Consider the following 15,437-nt stretch of genomic DNA (forward strand, 5'->3'; position numbering starts at 1 on the left):
CATGAGCGACGCATCGGACGCCTGGGCCCAGGCGTGCGCCGAGGACCTGGAGGCCGAGAAGGCCCGCCGTCGCGCCCGGCGCGGTGAGGAGACCGGCACCCCGGCCGAGGAGTTCCGCAAGCTCTTCGAGGCCGTCGCGGACAAGCTCTCCGGGACGCTCGGCGGCCCGCTCGGCGGGCACCTCGCCGGCGGCCAGGCCGCCGCGGCGGTCCAGCAGGTCGTCCACCAGGCGAAGGCCCTCGTCGAGCCCGTCATCGAACGCAACCCGCAGGTCTTCGACCACCTCGCCGCCGCGGGCAACGAGCTGCTCGCCGCCTACCGCTCCGCCGTCCAGGGCCAGGAGGCCCGCTGGACCCGCGGCGACACCCGCCGGGCGACCGGCGCCGACGCCGCGGACGGGACGCCGGGCACGCCAGGCACCGCGCCGGGCAGCACCGCGCCGGGCGCCGGGGACGAAGGCACCCAGGGCCCCGGCGAGCCGCCCGACGAGGCCCCCGGGACGGGCCAGCACATCGACCTGGACTGATCAGTACGGTCCCTCGCCTCGGGTACGGTTGGCCGTAGCGGGGCTCGACCGAAACTGAGGGACACATGGGACTCACCATCGGCGTCGACATCGGCGGCACGAAGATCGCGGCCGGCGTGGTGGACGAGGAGGGCAACATCCTCGACACGCACACCGTGCCCACGCCGCCGACGCCCGAGGGCATCGTCGACGCGATCAGCGCCGCGGTCTCCGAGGCCGGCAAGGGGTACCAGATCGAGGCCGTCGGCATCGGAGCCGCGGGTTACGTCGACGACAAGCGCGCCACCGTCCTGTTCGCGCCGAACATCGACTGGCGGCACGAGCCGCTGAAGGACAAGGTCGAGCAGCGCGTCGGCCTGCCCGTCGTCGTCGAGAACGACGCCAACGCCGCCGCCTGGGGCGAGTACCGCTTCGGCGCCGGCCAGGGCCACGAGGACGTCATCTGCATCACGCTCGGCACCGGCCTCGGCGGCGGCATCATCATCGGCAACAAGCTGCGCCGCGGCCGCTTCGGCGTGGCCGCCGAGTTCGGCCACATCCGGGTCGTCCCCGACGGCCTGCTGTGCGGCTGCGGCAGCCAGGGCTGCTGGGAGCAGTACGCCTCCGGCCGCGCGCTCGTCCGGTACGCGAAGCAGCGCGCCAACGCCACCCCGGAGCGGGCCGGGATCCTGCTCGGACTCGGCGACGGCACGCCCGACGGCATCGAGGGCAGGCACGTCAGCGAGGCCGCCCGCGCCGGCGACCCGGTCGCGATCGACTCCTTCCGCGAACTCGCCCGCTGGGCCGGCGCCGGCCTCGCCGACCTGGCCTCGCTCTTCGACCCGTCGGCCTTCATCGTCGGCGGCGGCGTCTCCGACGAGGGCGACCTGGTGCTCGAGCCGATCCGCAAGTCCTTCCGGCGCTGGCTGATCGGCGGACAGTGGCGCCCGCACGCCCAGGTCCTCGCCGCGCAGCTCGGCAACAAGGCCGGTCTGGTCGGCGCGGCCGACCTCGCCCGGCAGGGCTGAGCCGGTACGACCGCGGCCGGTGCCCGTCGTGCCCTCTGGGGGCGCGGCGGGCACCGGCCTATCGTGGGCCGCATGGCGATCAGTGAGCTGCCGAACTCCCGCACCGAGCCGGACGGTTCGGCCGTCGTCCGGATCCTCTCCTACAACGTGCGGTCGATGCGCGACGACGAGGACGCGCTCGCCCGGGTGATCCGGGCCTGCGCACCCGATCTGGTGTTCGTCCAGGAGGCCCCGCGCTTCTTCCGCTGGCGCAAGCACGCGGCCCGGCTGGCCGCGAAGAGCGACCTCGTGGTCCTCGGCGGCGGCGCCACGGCCGCCGGTCCGCTGCTGCTGTGCTCGCTGCGGGCCACCGTGGAACGCACCGAGGACGTGCTGCTGCCGCTCACTCCCGGGCTGCACCGGCGCGGGCTCGCCACCGCCGTGGTCCGCCTCGGCGGCGCCAGGGTCGGCCTGGTCAGCTGCCACCTGAGCCTGGCGGCCGACGAGCGCCACGCCCAGGCGGGCCTGGTCCTCGACCGGGTGGCCGCGCTCGGCACGCCGTACGCGATCGTCGCCGGCGACCTCAACGAGCGCGCCGGCGGCCGCTCCTGGACCCGCCTCACGAAGGAGCTCCAGGACGGCTGGGAGGCCGCCCCGTGGGGCGGCGAACACACCTGGCCCGCCCCGGCCCCGGACCGCCGCATCGACGCGATCCTCGCCACCCCGGGCATCGAGTTCCTCACCTGCGGCGTCCCGACGGACCTCGACCCGAAGGACCTCACCACGGCGACGGACCACCTGCCCGTCCTGGCGGTGGTCCGCATCCCGTCCTCGGCACCGGAGTCCTGAGCCTCTTGACTACACCACCGCGCCGCGGCCCGGGTCGTCGAAGCCGTCGTCGTCCTCGTCGTCGTGCTTCATGCGGGCCACGAGCGTCGCGAAGCCGCCCAGGAAGCCGCCCACGCACAGCGTGGTCAGCCACCAGGTCATGTCCCACTGGAGCAGCACGGCGAGCAGCATCAGGACCGGGCCGCCGACGACGCCGAGCCAGGCGAACCTGGTCGTGGTGTCGGCCTCGGGCAGGGGCGGCGGCTCCGGCGGGACGAAGTGGCCCTCGTCGGAGTCGTCCGCGTCGTCGGAGCCCTCGGGCGCCTCGGCCGGCGTGTAGTCGCGCGGGCCGCTGCCCGGACCGACGCCCGGCGCGAAGACGACGGAGGATCCCAGCGCGGGCTTCTCCGGCGGCTCCGGCTTCCGGAACTTGTTCGGCTTCTCCGGCTCGTCCACGGAGGAGGCCGGGCCGCCCTCGCCCGGGCCGTCGTCGGTGGCCGCGCCGTCCTCCTCGTCCGGCGGCTCCGGGAGCTTCAGATCCTCCACCGGCCGGAAGGGGCGCGCGCCCGGAGGATCCGCCGGCTCCTCCCCGTAGCCCGCGACGATCGCGGCCCAGGCCGCCTCCTCGTCGATGGGCTGCGGCTCGCGCTCCCCGTCCTGCTGCTCAGCCACCGCTCGCGATTCCCTTCTCGCCGACGAGTCCCGGAGCCAGCCGGGTCACGAACGCCCAGCTCTCCTCGAAGATCAGCTCCGCGTCGTGGTCCAACGTCGCCACGTGGTAGCTCTGTTCCAGCAGGATCTCCTTGACGTCCGTCGACGACACCCGGCTGAGGATGCGCGCCGAGTCGGCCGGCGGCACCACGTGGTCCTGCGGGCTGTGCAGCAGCACCATCGGCTGCGTGACCTGCGGCAGCTCCGCGTCGACGGTCCGGAAGAGGCGCCGCAGCGAGTGCGCGGCGTGCAGCGGCACCCGGTCGTAGCCGATCTCGGCCGAGCCCGGCTTGGCGATGTCGCTGGCGATGCCCTTGGTGGAGGGCACGAAGTGCCGGACGACCGGCAGCGCGCGGGCCGCGACCCCGTGCATCTTGTTGGCCGGGTTGACCAGGACGATGCCGCTGACCGCGTCGCCGTGCCGCGCCGCGAGCCGCAGGGTCAGCGCGCCGCCCATCGACAGGCCCATCACGAAGACCCGCTCGCAGCGGGCGGTCAGCTCGCGCAGCTCCCGGTCCACCTCGGCGTACCAGTCCTGCCAGCTGGTGAGCTGCATGTCCTGCCAGCGGGTGCCGTGCCCGGGCAGCAGCGGCAGCGACACCGTGAGGCCGCGCTCGGCCAGATACTCCGCCCACGGGCGCAGCGACTGGGGGGAACCGGTGAATCCGTGACAGAGCAGGACGCCGACCTCTCCGCCCTCGTGGCGGTACGGCTCGGCTCCGGGAAGGACCGGCACGGGGTCTCCTGTCGGGTTCGACTCCGGACCTCGTCTCGCGTGGGCCCGAAGCGGCTTCGGTAAGGGGAAGGCTTTCACCGTACGCGACCGGACCGACACCGACCAGGGCCGTTCGCACGAAGGAGAGACGAAGGAGAGGGAAGCCGCGGCGCCCGTGTCGGTGCGGCCGGTCCCGCACGGGATAAGGTCGTCGTGACAGCACACGGAAGGCATGGCGAGTTGATCTACGGCGCGATGAAGTTCTCCCTCGGAGGGTCCCTGAAGCTCGCCTTCAGGCCCTGGGTGGAGGGCCTTGAGAACATCCCCGCCGAAGGGCCGGCGATCCTCGCGAGCAACCACCTGTCCTTCTCGGACTCCTTCTTCCTGCCGGCCGTGCTCGACCGCAAGGTCACCTTCATCGCCAAGGCCGAGTACTTCACCACGCCCGGCGTCAAGGGCAAGCTGACGGCCGCCTTCTTCAAGGGCGTCGGCCAGCTCCCCGTCGACCGCTCCGGCGCGCGCGGCGCGGGCGAGGCGGCGATCAAGGCCGGCATCGAGGTCATCGAGAAGGGCGGCCTGTTCGGGATCTATCCCGAGGGCACCCGCTCGCCCGACGGCCGCCTCTACCGCGGCAAGCCCGGCGGTCTCGCCCGCGTGGCGCTGGCGACCGGCGCGCCGGTGATCCCGGTCGCCATGATCGACACCGAGAAGATCCAGCCGCCGGGCAAGGTGGTGCCCAAGCTGATGCGCCCGGGCATCCGGATCGGCAAGCCGCTCGACTTCAGCCGCTACCAGGGCATGGAGGGCGACCGCTTCATCCTGCGCTCGGTGACCGACGAGGTCATGTACGAGATCATGAAGCTGTCCGGCCAGGAGTACGTCGACATCTACGCGACGGCCGCCAAGCGCCAGATCGCCGATGCCGAGAAGGCCGCCAAGGAGGCCGTGAAGGCCGAGATCGCGGCGCGGGAAGAGTCCGGCGCCTGACCCCTGCGGGGGCCGCCGGGGGGTGGGGAAGATGGCCAGGCGCGAACGTGTCGTGCGCATGTCGGTCGAGCAGCCGCTGTGGCGCGCGCTCACCGCCTATCGCGTGCTCACCATGGTCTACGCCGTGCTGCTCGGCGTGTTCGGACGCGAGCGCTACGAGCGGCCCTGGGTCGCCGTCGCCTACCTCGCCGCCATGTGCCTGTGGACCCTCGCCACCCTCCCCAAGGTGGCGAACGCCGTCAGCTGCACCCGCCGCTTCCTCGTCGCCGATCTCGCCGTCGCCCTCGCCGGCATCCTGCTCACCCCGCTCGCCGACCACCAGGCCCAGTCCGTCGACGGCCCCACCCTGCCGTCGATATGGACCGCCGGCGCCGTCCTCGCGTACGCGATCAAGGGCGGCTGGCGGTGGGCCGGTCTCGCCTCCTCGCTCGTCGCCGTCGCCAACATCATCGAGCGCGGCCACCCCAGCCGGGACACCCTGCACAACGTGCTGCTCGTCTGGGTCGCCTCCATCGCCATCGGCTACGTCGTCGAGGTCGCCCGCGCCTCCGAGCGCACCCTCGCCCGCGCCCTGGAGATCGAGGCCGCCACCCGCGAACGCGAGCGGCTCGCCCGCGACATCCACGACAGCGTGCTCCAGGTCCTCGCCATGGTGCAGCGGCGCGGCACCGCGCTCGGCGGCGAGGCCGCGGAGCTGGGCCGGATGGCCGGCGAGCAGGAGGTCGCGCTGCGCACCCTCGTCGCCGGCGGCCTCACCCGTACCTCGTACGTCTCCGAGGACGAGTCCGAGGGCGCGGTCGTCCGGGTCGTGGAGGAGCCGGACGACGCCGAGGACGCGGGCGCGGACGTCGACCTGCGCACCCTGCTCGCACCGCGCGCCGGAGCCAGGACCACCCTCTCCGACCCGGGCGCCCCGGTCCTCCTGCCACCGCCGGCCGCCCGCGAACTGGCCGCCGCCGTCGGCGCGGCCCTGGACAACGTGCGGGTGCACGCCGGCGACGGCGCGCGGGCCTGGATCCTCCTCGAGGACTGGGGCGACGAGGTGGTCGTGACCGTACGGGACGACGGTCCCGGCATCCCGGAGGGCCGGCTCGCCCAGGCCGAGGGCGAGGGCCGGATGGGCGTCGCCCTGTCCATCCGCGGCAGACTGCGGGACCTCGGCGGCAGCGCCGAGCTGATCTCGGTCCCCGGACAGGGCACCGAAGTGGAACTGAAGGTCCCGCGCGCACCGCGGGAGCGGCGGGGGAAGGCAGGAGCGAAGTGAACGAGCAGCGGACGAACGGGCAGCCGGCGCAGGACCGGCCGATCAGGGTGATGGTGGTCGACGACCACCCGATGTGGCGGGACGCCGTCGCCCGCGACCTCGCCGAGGCCGGCCTCGACGTGGTCGCCACCGCCGGCGACGGCGAGCAGGCCGTGCGCCGCGCCGCCGCGGCCGCCCCGGACGTGCTCGTCCTCGACCTCAACCTGCCGCTCAAGCCGGGCGTCCAGGTCTGCAAGGAACTCGTCGGCGCCGACCCGCGGCTGCGGGTCCTGGTGCTCTCGGCGAGCGGCGAGCACGCCGACGTCCTGGAGGCCGTGAAGTCCGGCGCGACCGGCTATCTGCTGAAGTCCGCCAGCACGGAGGAGCTGCTCGACGCGGTGCGCCGCACGGCCGTCGGCGACCCGGTCTTCACCCCGGGCCTGGCCGGCCTGGTCCTCGGCGAGTACCGGCGGCTCGCCTCCGAGCCCGCCCCGGCGCCCGGCGCCGACGAGCCGAAGGCCCCGCAGCTCACCGAGCGCGAGACCGAGGTGCTGCGCCTGGTCGCCAAGGGCCTGAGCTACAAGCAGATCGCCGAACGGCTCGTCATCTCGCACCGCACGGTGCAGAACCACGTCCAGAACACCCTCGGCAAGCTCCAGCTGCACAACCGCGTCGAGCTCGTGCGCTACGCCATCGAACGCGGCCTCGACGACGCCTGATTCACTCTCTTCGCCGTGTCGGTGTGACCCGCGTCACCACTAGCGTGGGCCGTATCCCCCCACGTACGGCGAAGGAGTGCCCATGCGCGTCGGTGTGCTGACCGGCGGAGGAGACTGCCCCGGCCTGAACGCGGTGATCCGCGCCGTCGTCCGCAAGGGCGTCCAGGAACACGACTGGACGGTCACCGGCTTCCGCGACGGCTGGCGCGGGGCGGTCGAGGGCGACACCGTGCCGCTCGACGTACGGGCCGTGCGCGGCATCCTGCCGCGCGGCGGCACCGTGCTCGGCTCCTCGCGCACCGACCCGTTCGCCGCCCCGGACGGCGTCCGCCGGATCCGGGACAACCTGGCCAAGCACGGCACCGACGCGCTGATCGCCATCGGCGGCCGCGGCACCCTCGGCATCGCCGCCCGGCTGCACGCCGAGCACGGCCTTCCCGTCGTCGGCGTCCCCAAGACCATCGACAACGACCTCTCCGCCACCGACTGGACCTTCGGCTTCGACACCGCCGTCGGCATCGCCACCGAGGCCATCGACCGGCTCCACACCACCGCCGACTCGCACCGCCGGGTCCTCGTCGTCGAGGTCATGGGCCGGCACACCGGCTGGATCGCGCTGCACGCCGGGCTCGCCGGCGGCGCCAACGTCATCCTCGTCCCCGAGCAGCGCTTCGACCTCGACCAGGTCTGCGCCTGGGTCGCCTCCCGCTTCCAGGCCACCTACGCCCCGATCCTCGTCGTCGCCGAAGGCGCCCGGCCGCGCGACGGCGGCCCGGCGCGCGGCTCGGTCGGCGCCTGGCTGGCGGCCGAGATCGAGCGGCGCACCGGCAAGGAGGCCCGCACCACCGTCCTCGGGCATGTGCAGCGCGGCGGCAGCCCGAGCGCCTTCGACCGCTGGCTGGCCACCCGCTTCGGGCTGCACGCCGTCGACGCCGTACGGCAGGAGGCGTACGGCACGATGGTCGCGCTGCGCGGCACCGAGGTGGTTCGGGTCCCGCTGACCGACGCCACCGGCCGGATGAAGACGGTCGACCCGGGGCGGTACGCGGAGGCCGGTGTCTTCTTCGGGTGAACGTGTGGAGAACGTCCTGTTGCCGAGGAGCTCATGGGCCATCCCCGCTGCCGCGGGGAGCATGCACTGCGCGGTCCCGGCTTCGCCGGAGTGCAAGGACCATCCCCGCTGCCGCAGGGAGCCCCCGGACTAACGAACGTCCCCTGGTCCGGTCACGGTCGTCGCCACGGCGCCGGCTGACGCCAGCAACCGCGTGACGACCGTCGCTCCGTCCAGCGTGAGCACCGATTCGGGGTGGAACTGCATCGACGCGAATCCGCGGCCGACCAGCGCGTGCACCTCCGCCGTCGCCAGGTCCCGGCTCACCTCGATGCCGTGCGCGGCCAGCTCGCGCGCCGCCTCGTCGTCGCAGCGGGCCGTGAAGCTGTTGTAGAAGCCGACCGTCTGCTCCTGCCCGAACAGGTCGATCCGCACCTGCGCGCCCTGGAACGGCGTCCGCTTGCGGACGATCTCCAGGCCCAGCTCGGCCGCGATCAGCTCGTGGCCCAGGCACACGCCGAGCAGCCCGTGCCGGTGCTCCCGCAGCAGCTCGGCCGTCAGCCCGCGCAGGAAACGCATCTTCGGGTCGGCCGCGTCCGACGGGTCGCCGGGGCCGGGGCCCAGCACCACCGGGCCCTCGTGCGCGAGCGCCAGCTCCCGCAGCCCCGGCTCGTCGTAGCGCAGCACCGACACCTCCAGACCCGAGGAGCGCAGCAGATGCGCCAGCATCGCCGTGAAGGTGTCCTCGGCGTCGATCACCAGCGCGTGGCCGGACAGCTCCGCCGAACGCACCTGCATCCGCAGCCAGAACGGCGCCAGGTCCGCCCGCCGCGCGTCGAGCGCCGCCCGCACCCGCGGATCGTCGGCGAGCCGGGCCCGGGCCGGCGCCGACTCCTCGCGCGGCCGGCCCTCCCGCACGCCCAGCGCCGTCAGCACGCCCGCCGCCTTGGCGTGGGTCTCGGCGACCTCGCCCGCCGGGTCGGAGTGCCGCACCAGGGTCGCGCCGACCGGGACGCGCAGCCGGCCCTCGGCGGAGATGTCGGCGGTACGGATGAGGATCGGCGAGTCGAGGGTCTGCGCCCCGTTCTCGTCCGTGCCGAGCAGCGCCAGCGCGCCCGCGTAGTAGCCGCGCCCGGAACCGTCCCGCCCGACGGGCTCGTGACGCTCGATCACCCGGCAGGCGTTCTGCAGCGGAGAGCCGGTGACGGTCGCCGCGAACATCGTCTCGCGCAGCACCTCGCGCACGTCGAGCGAGGAACGGCCGCGCAGCTCGTACTCCGTGTGGGCGAGGTGCGCCATCTCCTTCAGCCGCGGCCCGATCACCACGCCGCCCCGGTCGCCGACCGTGCACATCATCTTCAGTTCCTCGTCGACCACCATCGACAGTTCCTCGGTCTCCTTGCGGTCGGCCAGGAACGCGAGCAGGTCCTCGGGAGTCGGCGCGGCGCCCGCCGGGTAGCGGTAGGTGCCGCTGATCGGGTTCATCACGACCGTGCCGCCGGTCATCCGCACGTGCACCTCCGGGCTGGCCCCGACCAGCGTCCGGTCGCCGGTGTGCACCACGAAGGTCCAGTACGCGCCCCGCTCGCCCGCCAGCAGCCGCCGGAACAGGGCCAGCGCGTCGGCCCGCCCGAAGCCCGGGATCTCGCCTTCGTAGGTGCGGCGGATGACGAAGTTGGCGCCCTCGCCGCCGCCGATCTCCTCGTCGATCACCCGCCGCACGATCCGCCCGTACTCCTCGTCGGAGACGTCGAAGGCGCCGCCCTCGACCCGGACGTCATGGTCCGGCAGCAGGTCGAGCGCCTCGGCGAGCGGCAGCTCGTAGGACTCCTCCGCGACCAGGACGGCCAGCGGCGTGCCGTCGTCGCGGACGTCGAAGCCGCGCTCGCGGATCTGCCGGAACGGCACCAGGGCCAGCGTGGGCCGGTCGCCCACCGGCAGATCGGCGAGCCGCTCCGCCTCGTGCACGGGTCCGGTCAGCACCTCGACGGTGTCGTGGTCGCGGCCCGGCGTGCGCCGGCGCAGCAGCGCGAACGGCGGGGCGGAGTCGTCGAGGAGTCGGGAGAGGTCCAGGTCCATGGGGCGTCGTTCCTTCCGTGGGGTCCGGGGGATCCGGGGGAGAGGAACGGCCTCGCGGGTACGAGAAAGGCCGCCCCTCGGGCGGCCTTCGCGTGAGTTCTTCGGGTACGCGCAGTCAGTGGGCCGCCGGATGAGCGGTCCACCACCAGTTCTGGTGCGAGGGCTGGGTCGTGTGCGCGAACATGAGGGCACTGTAGCCCCTCGTGCCCCGTTCGTCGCCCCGGTCCACACCCTGGACGGGCGCGGACCGGGACGACGGGGCCAGGGGCCCGGTCAGACGACCAGGCCGTAGGTCTGCCAGCCGCCGCCGATCCTCGTCCGGGTTGCGTACGGCGCCGTGGCGTTCCCGGTGCCCTTGTAGAGCCACAGCACGCCCGAGCGGTCGCGGGCGACCAGGTCGGCCCGGCCGTCGCCGGTCAGATCGCTGGGGCCGAGCAGCCGGTCGTAGCCCTGCCAGCCGGTGCCGACCCTGGTCCGGGTCGCGTACGGCGTGGCCGCGGCGCCCGTGCCCTTGTACAGCCACAGCGTGCCCGAGGGGTCGCGGGCGAGGAGGTCGGCCCTGCCGTCTCCGGTCGCGTCGCCGGAGCTGATCAGCTGGTCGTAGATCTGCCAGCCGCCGCCGATCCTCGTCCGGGTGGCGAACGGCGTGCCGGCGTTCCCGGTGCCCTTGTAGAGCCACAGCACACCGGTCCGGTCGCGGCCGACCAGGTCGGCCCGGCCGTCGCCGGTGACGTCGCGGGCGCCCAGCAGCCGGTCGTAGAGGTTCCAGCCGGTGCCGACCCGCAGCCGCGTCCTGAACGGCGCGGACGGATCGCCGCTCGCCGCGTAGTACCAGAGCGTGCCCGAGCCGTCGCGGGCGACCAGGTCGCCGACGCCGTCGGCGCGCAGCGCGGTCGTCGGCGACACCGTGTCGTACAGGTTCCAGCCGCCGCCGAGCCGGTAGCGGGTGAAGAACGGCGTGCCCGCGCCGCCCGTGCCCTGGTACTGCCACAGCACACCGGAGCCGTCACGGGCGACGACGTCGTAGCGGCCGGCGCCGGAGACCGGGGCCGCGCCCGCGACCTCCTCCACGTCGGACGCCTTCACCCAGGCCAGGCGGTGGTGGTAGCGGATCGGCAGGTAGAGCGTCTGGCCCCGCACGTTAACCTGGGCGGAGCCGAACCAGTCGTCGCCCCGCACGGCGGGCCCGGCCTTCGCGTAGGCCTGGCCGGCCGGCAGGGAGTACTTCGAGAGGTGATCGGGATCGTCGGTGGGCGCGGTCTGGCCGGCGGCGGCGTAGGCCGCGGTCTCCGGGAAGGCCCGCCCGTAGATCCGTACGGTCGTGCCCGGCCTGGCCCGGACCTGGACCGGGGCCGTGGTGACCGGCGCCGTGTACTGGCCGCCCGGGTTGAGGAACCAGGCCTTCTTCCCGCCGAACCAGATCGCCGTCCAGTCGGTGCGGGCCTCGGCGACCACGTACGCGCCGCCCGCCCGGACCTTGTCGGCCCAGTTCGAGCCCTCGGACCAGAGGCTGGAGAAGTACGGGTCGGTCAGCGGCGCCGCGCCCGTCGACGGCTCCGCGTACAGATAGCCGAAGTTGGCGGGGCGCGGAGCGACGGCCGTGCCGTTCCGGTACGTCAGCTTCGGCTGGTTGGCGGAGGTGAACGGCGGCACCACGCGGACCACCTGGCCGGCCCGGAGCGGGCCGCCCGCGCGTCCGTCGCCGGTCGGCGCGCCCATCAACGCCATGAAGTGGTTCCAGTCCCAGAACGGGCCCGGGTCCCAGTGCGTCTTGCCGATGGAACCGTCCAGCTGCACCGGCACCTCGTCGTGCCCGATGACGTGCTCCCGGTCGAGCGGCACGCCGTACTTCCCGGCGAGGAACTTCACCAGGGCCGCCGTCGACTCGTACTGCGGCTCGGTGTACCAGCTGCTCTCGCTGATCGCGTAGCCCTCGTGCTCGACGCCGATCGCGTGCATGTTGAGCGACCAGTTGCCCGCGTGCCAGGCCAGGTTCTTGTTCTCCACCATCTGGGTGACCAGACCGTCCGAGGCCCGCACCAGGTAGTGGGCGCTGGCCTTCACCGCCGGGTCGGTCAGCGTGGCGAGCGAACCGTCGTAGCCGCCCTCCGTGTCGTGGACGACGATCTGCCGCACGTCGACGCCCGCCGCCGGACGGTCGGCGACCGTGTAGTTCCGCTCGCCGTTCGCGCCCGTACGGGACGGGACGAAGTCGCAGTTCAGGCCGGCCGGGCACTCGGGTACCGGCACGGCCGCGGTGCTCGCGAAGGTCGCCGCGAGCGGCACCCGGGACGGCCTGACCGGCCGGACGTCCGGGTCGGCCGGCAGCACGACCTGCTCGCCGTCCGCCGTCACCTCCCGCTCGCCCGTCCTGACCGACTCGAAGACGCGCCGCGCGAAGAGCTCGGCGCCCTTGCGGTCCGGCGCCTGGCTGTAGCGCGCCACGGCCGGGTACCAGGCGCCCGGGTCGTCCGGCAGCTCGCCGGTGGCCTCGCGCTGGTACGCCGCGAGCAGCGCCGCACCGGCTCGGATGCTCTGGACCGGGTCGTTCTTCAGCGCCTCGGCGGAGCTGCCGGTCAGCTCGGCCGCACGGTCGAGGGTGTGCAGCCGCGGGTCGTCGGTGTCGACGGTCCGCTTCGGCAGCACGCGCAGCACCCGGGCGCGGTCGAAGGTCCGCTCGATCTCCGGCCGGCCGCTCTCGTTGAGATGGGAGAGCCTCTCCTCGTCGTCGGGCCGCTCGAGGTCCGCCGGGTCGACCTTCGTCAGACCCATCACGTTGTAGGCGCCGGTCGTGCTCGGCTCGCCGTCGTGGGACTTCCAGCGGGTCTGGCGGTACGAGACCGCCATGAGGACGCCCGGCGGGACGTCGAACTCGCGCGCCGCGTCGGCGAACGCGGACTGCAGCGAGGCGTCCGCGGTGCCGTTCTCCGGGTCCGCGCCGCCGCCGAGGACGCCCGGGGAGGCGACGGCGAGCGTCACGGTGGCGGCGCCCGCGAGCACGCCGGCCAGCGTGCCGTACAGCAGTCGCTTCCTGGCGCGGTTCTTGCGGTCCTTACGGTGCCTGTGGATCACACCCACCCCTCGGTTCTGTCGGTGAGAAGGGCCGGAACGTAACAGCGGTGTTCAACGCGCGGACGCACGGAAGGTGGCGGGTGGATGTCCGGCCGGCGGGACGGCGGCGAGACCCGCGTCTCAGCCACTGGTCAGAGGGACGAGACGGGGCGAAGACCCCGTACTGTGGTGCACGTGACCGTGAACGCTGATACCCACGCCGTCGCCAAGGCGACCTGGCGAGACCTGCCCGCGGCGCAGCAGCCCGAGTACCCCGATGCCGAGGCTCTGCGCGATGTGATCGCGGACCTCGAGTCGTATCCTCCGCTCGTCTTCGCCGGCGAGTGCGACCAGCTGCGTGCCCGGATGGGAGCCGTCGCCCGTGGCGAGGCGTTCCTCCTTCAGGGCGGCGACTGCGCCGAGGCCTTCGACGCCGTGTCCGCCGACCACATCAGGGCCAAGCTGAAGACCCTGCTCCAGATGAGCGCCGTCCTGACCTACGCGGCCTCCGTGCCCGTCGTCAAGGTCGGCCGCATCGCCGGGCAGTACTCCAAGCCCCGCTCGAAGGGGACCGAGACCCGCGACGGCGTGACCCTGCCGACGTACCGCGGCGACTCGGTCAACGGCTTCGACTTCAACGAGGCCGCCCGCGTCCCGGACCCCGAGCGCCTGAAGCGGATGTACAACGCCTCCGCCTCGACGCTCAACCTGGTCCGTGCCTTCACCACCGGTGGCTACGCCGACCTGCGCCAGGTGCACGCCTGGAACCAGGACTTCGTGAAGTCGTCCCCGTCGGGCCAGCGCTACGAGCAGCTGGCGCGCGAGATCGACAACGCGCTGAACTTCATGAAGGCCTGCGGCACCGACCCGGCCGAGTTCCGCGCGGTGGAGTTCTACGCCTCGCACGAGGCGCTGCTCCTCGACTACGAGGGCGCCCTGACGCGTACCGACTCGCGCACCGGCAAGCTGTACGACACCTCCGGCCACATGGTCTGGATCGGTGAGCGCACCCGTCAGCTCGACCACGCCCACGTCGAGTTCGCCTCGCAGATCGCGAACCCGATCGGCATCAAGCTGGGTCCGACGACCACCGCCGAAGAGGCGCTGACGTACATCGACCGCCTGGACCCGGACCGCGAGCCGGGCCGGCTGACCTTCATCGTCCGCATGGGCGCCGACAAGGTCCGCGACAAGCTCCCCGAGCTGGTCGAGAAGGTCACCGCCTCGGGTGCGACCGTCGCCTGGGTGACCGACCCGATGCACGGCAACACCTTCGAGGCGGCCTCCGGTCACAAGACCCGGCGCTTCGACGACGTGCTCGACGAGGTCAAGGGCTTCTTCGAGGTCCACAAGGAGCTGGGCACCCACCCGGGCGGCATCCACGTGGAGCTGACCGGTGACGACGTCACCGAGTGCGTGGGCGGCGGCGACGAGATCTTCGTCGATGACCTGCACCAGCGCTACGAGACGGCCTGCGACCCGCGGCTCAACCGCAGCCAGTCGCTGGACCTGGCGTTCCTCGTGGCCGAGATGTACCGCGATCAGTAAGTGGCTTCGTACGACAGTGGGGCGCGGATCCTTGTGATCCGCGCCCCATCGTCGTAGAGAAGGCTTTTCCGGCGAGCACCCACCTTGTAAGGTTAGGTTTGCCTAATCGATCTCGGCGGGAGGTGAACCGCGTGTACGTCTGCTCATGTTTCGCCGTCACGGAGAAGCAGGTCAAGGAGCACGCGGAGGCCGGCGCCTGCACGCCCCGTCAGATCGCCTCGGCCTGCAAGGCGGGCACCGACTGCGGTTCGTGTGTACGGCGCATTCAGGCCATTCTCGGCCGTGGCAACTGCCCGCGCCGTGACCTCGTGGACCAGGGCATGCCGGCCCTGGCGGCCGAGGTCGCCCAGGTCGGCGGTGTCGCGGGTATCGCGGGCGTCCCGGGCGTCGTGGAGGCGGAGGTCTCCGGCGTCGCCGAGGTCACCGAAATCGTCGAGATCGCCGGCGCGGCCGGGCTGCGGGAAGCCGCCTAGTCCGTACGGAGCGCGGCGGACCGGCCCGTGGTCAGCTCGGCTGCTCGATGAGCGTGGAGCAGTACAGCGCCTCGCCCAGCTGCTCGATCAGCTCCAGCTGCGTGTCGAGGTAGTCGATGTGGTGCTCCTCGTCCGCCAGGATCTCCTCGAACAGATTGGCCGAGGTGATGTCGCCCTTGGCCCGCATGACCTCGATCCCGCGCTTCAGCCGGTCGATCGCCTCCACCTCGACCTGGCGGTCGGCCTCGAACATCTCCTTGACCGTCTGCCCCACCCGGACGTGGAAGAGCCGCTGGTAGTTGGGCAGGCCGTCCAACATGAGGATGCGCTCGGTCAGCTTGTCCGCGTGCTTCATCTCGTCGATGGACTCTTCGCGGGTGTACTTGGCGAGCTTGGTCCAGCCCTTGTTGTCCTGGATGCGGTAGTGCAGCCAGTACTGGTTGATCGCCGTCAGCTCGCCGGTCAGCTGCTCGTTGAGGAACTCGAGGACCTCGGGGTCGCCCTGCATCGCTTCAGGATC

The 15,437-nt window shown here is 72.9% G+C and carries 14 protein-coding genes; 9 read left to right on the forward strand and 5 right to left on the reverse strand.

The window, feature by feature from the left end:
• Position 1: 1 nt before the first annotated feature.
• The 3 genes from ACIGO8_RS31700 to ACIGO8_RS31710 all read left to right on the forward strand — a co-directional run bounded on the left by ACIGO8_RS31700 (position 2) and on the right by ACIGO8_RS31710 (position 2,361).
• On the forward strand, positions 2-526 hold the full coding sequence (locus ACIGO8_RS31700; RefSeq protein ID WP_399737842.1) for a DUF5304 domain-containing protein: 525 nt from the start codon (positions 2-4) through the stop codon (positions 524-526).
• Positions 527-591: 65 nt separating this feature from the next.
• Positions 592-1,533 carry an ROK family glucokinase gene (locus ACIGO8_RS31705; RefSeq protein WP_399737844.1) on the forward strand — a complete coding sequence of 314 codons (942 nt, stop codon included), beginning with the start codon at positions 592-594 and terminating at the stop codon, positions 1,531-1,533.
• 72 nt (positions 1,534-1,605) lie between these two features.
• Positions 1,606-2,361: an endonuclease/exonuclease/phosphatase family protein gene (locus ACIGO8_RS31710; RefSeq protein ID WP_399737846.1), complete on the forward strand. Its 756-nt coding sequence runs from the start codon at positions 1,606-1,608 to the stop codon at positions 2,359-2,361.
• A gap of 9 nt (positions 2,362-2,370) precedes the next feature.
• Here the strand turns inward: ACIGO8_RS31710 and ACIGO8_RS31715 are convergent, their stop codons facing one another.
• Complete coding sequence (locus tag ACIGO8_RS31715) at positions 2,371-3,012, reverse strand: hypothetical protein (protein ID WP_399737848.1); 642 nt, start codon at positions 3,010-3,012, stop codon at positions 2,371-2,373.
• Positions 3,005-3,787, reverse strand: coding sequence for an alpha/beta hydrolase (locus tag ACIGO8_RS31720; protein ID WP_399737850.1), 783 nt, complete (start codon positions 3,785-3,787; stop codon positions 3,005-3,007). Before ACIGO8_RS31720 ends, ACIGO8_RS31715 begins: the two co-directional genes overlap by 8 nt.
• Before the next feature lie 219 nt (positions 3,788-4,006).
• Between ACIGO8_RS31720 and ACIGO8_RS31725 the strand changes: the two genes are divergently transcribed.
• The 4 genes from ACIGO8_RS31725 to ACIGO8_RS31740 all read left to right on the forward strand — a co-directional run bounded on the left by ACIGO8_RS31725 (position 4,007) and on the right by ACIGO8_RS31740 (position 7,787).
• Positions 4,007-4,753 carry a lysophospholipid acyltransferase family protein gene (locus tag ACIGO8_RS31725; protein ID WP_399737905.1) on the forward strand — a complete coding sequence of 249 codons (747 nt, stop codon included), beginning with the start codon at positions 4,007-4,009 and terminating at the stop codon, positions 4,751-4,753.
• A gap of 31 nt (positions 4,754-4,784) precedes the next feature.
• Complete coding sequence (gene macS, locus ACIGO8_RS31730) at positions 4,785-6,017, forward strand: MacS family sensor histidine kinase (protein WP_399737852.1); 1,233 nt, start codon at positions 4,785-4,787, stop codon at positions 6,015-6,017.
• A gap of 50 nt (positions 6,018-6,067) precedes the next feature.
• Entirely contained in the window at positions 6,068-6,715 is a 648-nt protein-coding gene (locus ACIGO8_RS31735; RefSeq protein WP_399737908.1) for a response regulator, read from the forward strand.
• 82 nt (positions 6,716-6,797) lie between these two features.
• Complete coding sequence (locus ACIGO8_RS31740; protein ID WP_399737854.1) at positions 6,798-7,787, forward strand: ATP-dependent 6-phosphofructokinase; 990 nt, start codon at positions 6,798-6,800, stop codon at positions 7,785-7,787.
• 129 nt (positions 7,788-7,916) lie between these two features.
• Here ACIGO8_RS31740 and ACIGO8_RS31745 read toward each other — a convergent pair whose 3' ends face one another.
• Together ACIGO8_RS31745 and ACIGO8_RS31750 are read right to left on the reverse strand one after the other, a co-directional pair.
• Complete coding sequence (locus tag ACIGO8_RS31745) at positions 7,917-9,845, reverse strand: anthranilate synthase family protein (protein WP_399737856.1); 1,929 nt, start codon at positions 9,843-9,845, stop codon at positions 7,917-7,919.
• Positions 9,846-10,118: 273 nt separating this feature from the next.
• Positions 10,119-12,917, reverse strand: a complete 2,799-nt coding sequence (locus tag ACIGO8_RS31750; RefSeq protein WP_399737858.1) for an N-acetylmuramoyl-L-alanine amidase — start codon at positions 12,915-12,917, stop codon at positions 10,119-10,121.
• Between the two features lie 180 nt (positions 12,918-13,097).
• Here ACIGO8_RS31750 and ACIGO8_RS31755 point away from each other — a divergent pair, with 180 nt between their 5' ends.
• Positions 13,098-14,444 carry a class II 3-deoxy-7-phosphoheptulonate synthase gene (locus ACIGO8_RS31755; RefSeq protein ID WP_399737910.1) on the forward strand — a complete coding sequence of 449 codons (1,347 nt, stop codon included), beginning with the start codon at positions 13,098-13,100 and terminating at the stop codon, positions 14,442-14,444.
• Positions 14,445-14,566: 122 nt separating this feature from the next.
• Positions 14,567-14,917 carry a bacterioferritin-associated ferredoxin gene (locus ACIGO8_RS31760; protein ID WP_399737860.1) on the forward strand — a complete coding sequence of 117 codons (351 nt, stop codon included), beginning with the start codon at positions 14,567-14,569 and terminating at the stop codon, positions 14,915-14,917.
• Positions 14,918-14,948: 31 nt separating this feature from the next.
• On the opposite strand, the gene bfr is transcribed toward ACIGO8_RS31760, so the two are convergent.
• Positions 14,949-15,425 carry a bacterioferritin gene (bfr, locus tag ACIGO8_RS31765; RefSeq protein ID WP_309549481.1) on the reverse strand — a complete coding sequence of 159 codons (477 nt, stop codon included), beginning with the start codon at positions 15,423-15,425 and terminating at the stop codon, positions 14,949-14,951.
• Positions 15,426-15,437: the final 12 nt, after the last annotated feature.

Origin of the sequence: Streptomyces sp. NPDC053493, assembly GCF_044544825.1 — a bacterium.
GTDB lineage: Bacteria > Actinomycetota > Actinomycetes > Streptomycetales > Streptomycetaceae > Streptomyces.

What these genes read in the sequence shown, in the direction of transcription:
- ACIGO8_RS31745 (WP_399737856.1), bottom strand. Translation starts at nt 9,845, where the DNA reads ATGGACCTGGACCTCTCCCGACTCCTCGACGACTCCGCCCCGCCGTTC.
- ACIGO8_RS31740 (WP_399737854.1), top strand. Translation starts at nt 6,798, where the DNA reads ATGCGCGTCGGTGTGCTGACCGGCGGAGGAGACTGCCCCGGCCTGAAC.
- ACIGO8_RS31710 (WP_399737846.1), top strand. Translation starts at nt 1,606, where the DNA reads ATGGCGATCAGTGAGCTGCCGAACTCCCGCACCGAGCCGGACGGTTCG.
- bfr (WP_309549481.1), bottom strand. Translation starts at nt 15,425, where the DNA reads ATGCAGGGCGACCCCGAGGTCCTCGAGTTCCTCAACGAGCAGCTGACC.
- macS (WP_399737852.1), top strand. Translation starts at nt 4,785, where the DNA reads ATGGCCAGGCGCGAACGTGTCGTGCGCATGTCGGTCGAGCAGCCGCTG.
- ACIGO8_RS31700 (WP_399737842.1), top strand. Translation starts at nt 2, where the DNA reads ATGAGCGACGCATCGGACGCCTGGGCCCAGGCGTGCGCCGAGGACCTG.
- ACIGO8_RS31735 (WP_399737908.1), top strand. Translation starts at nt 6,068, where the DNA reads ATGGTGGTCGACGACCACCCGATGTGGCGGGACGCCGTCGCCCGCGAC.
- ACIGO8_RS31705 (WP_399737844.1), top strand. Translation starts at nt 592, where the DNA reads ATGGGACTCACCATCGGCGTCGACATCGGCGGCACGAAGATCGCGGCC.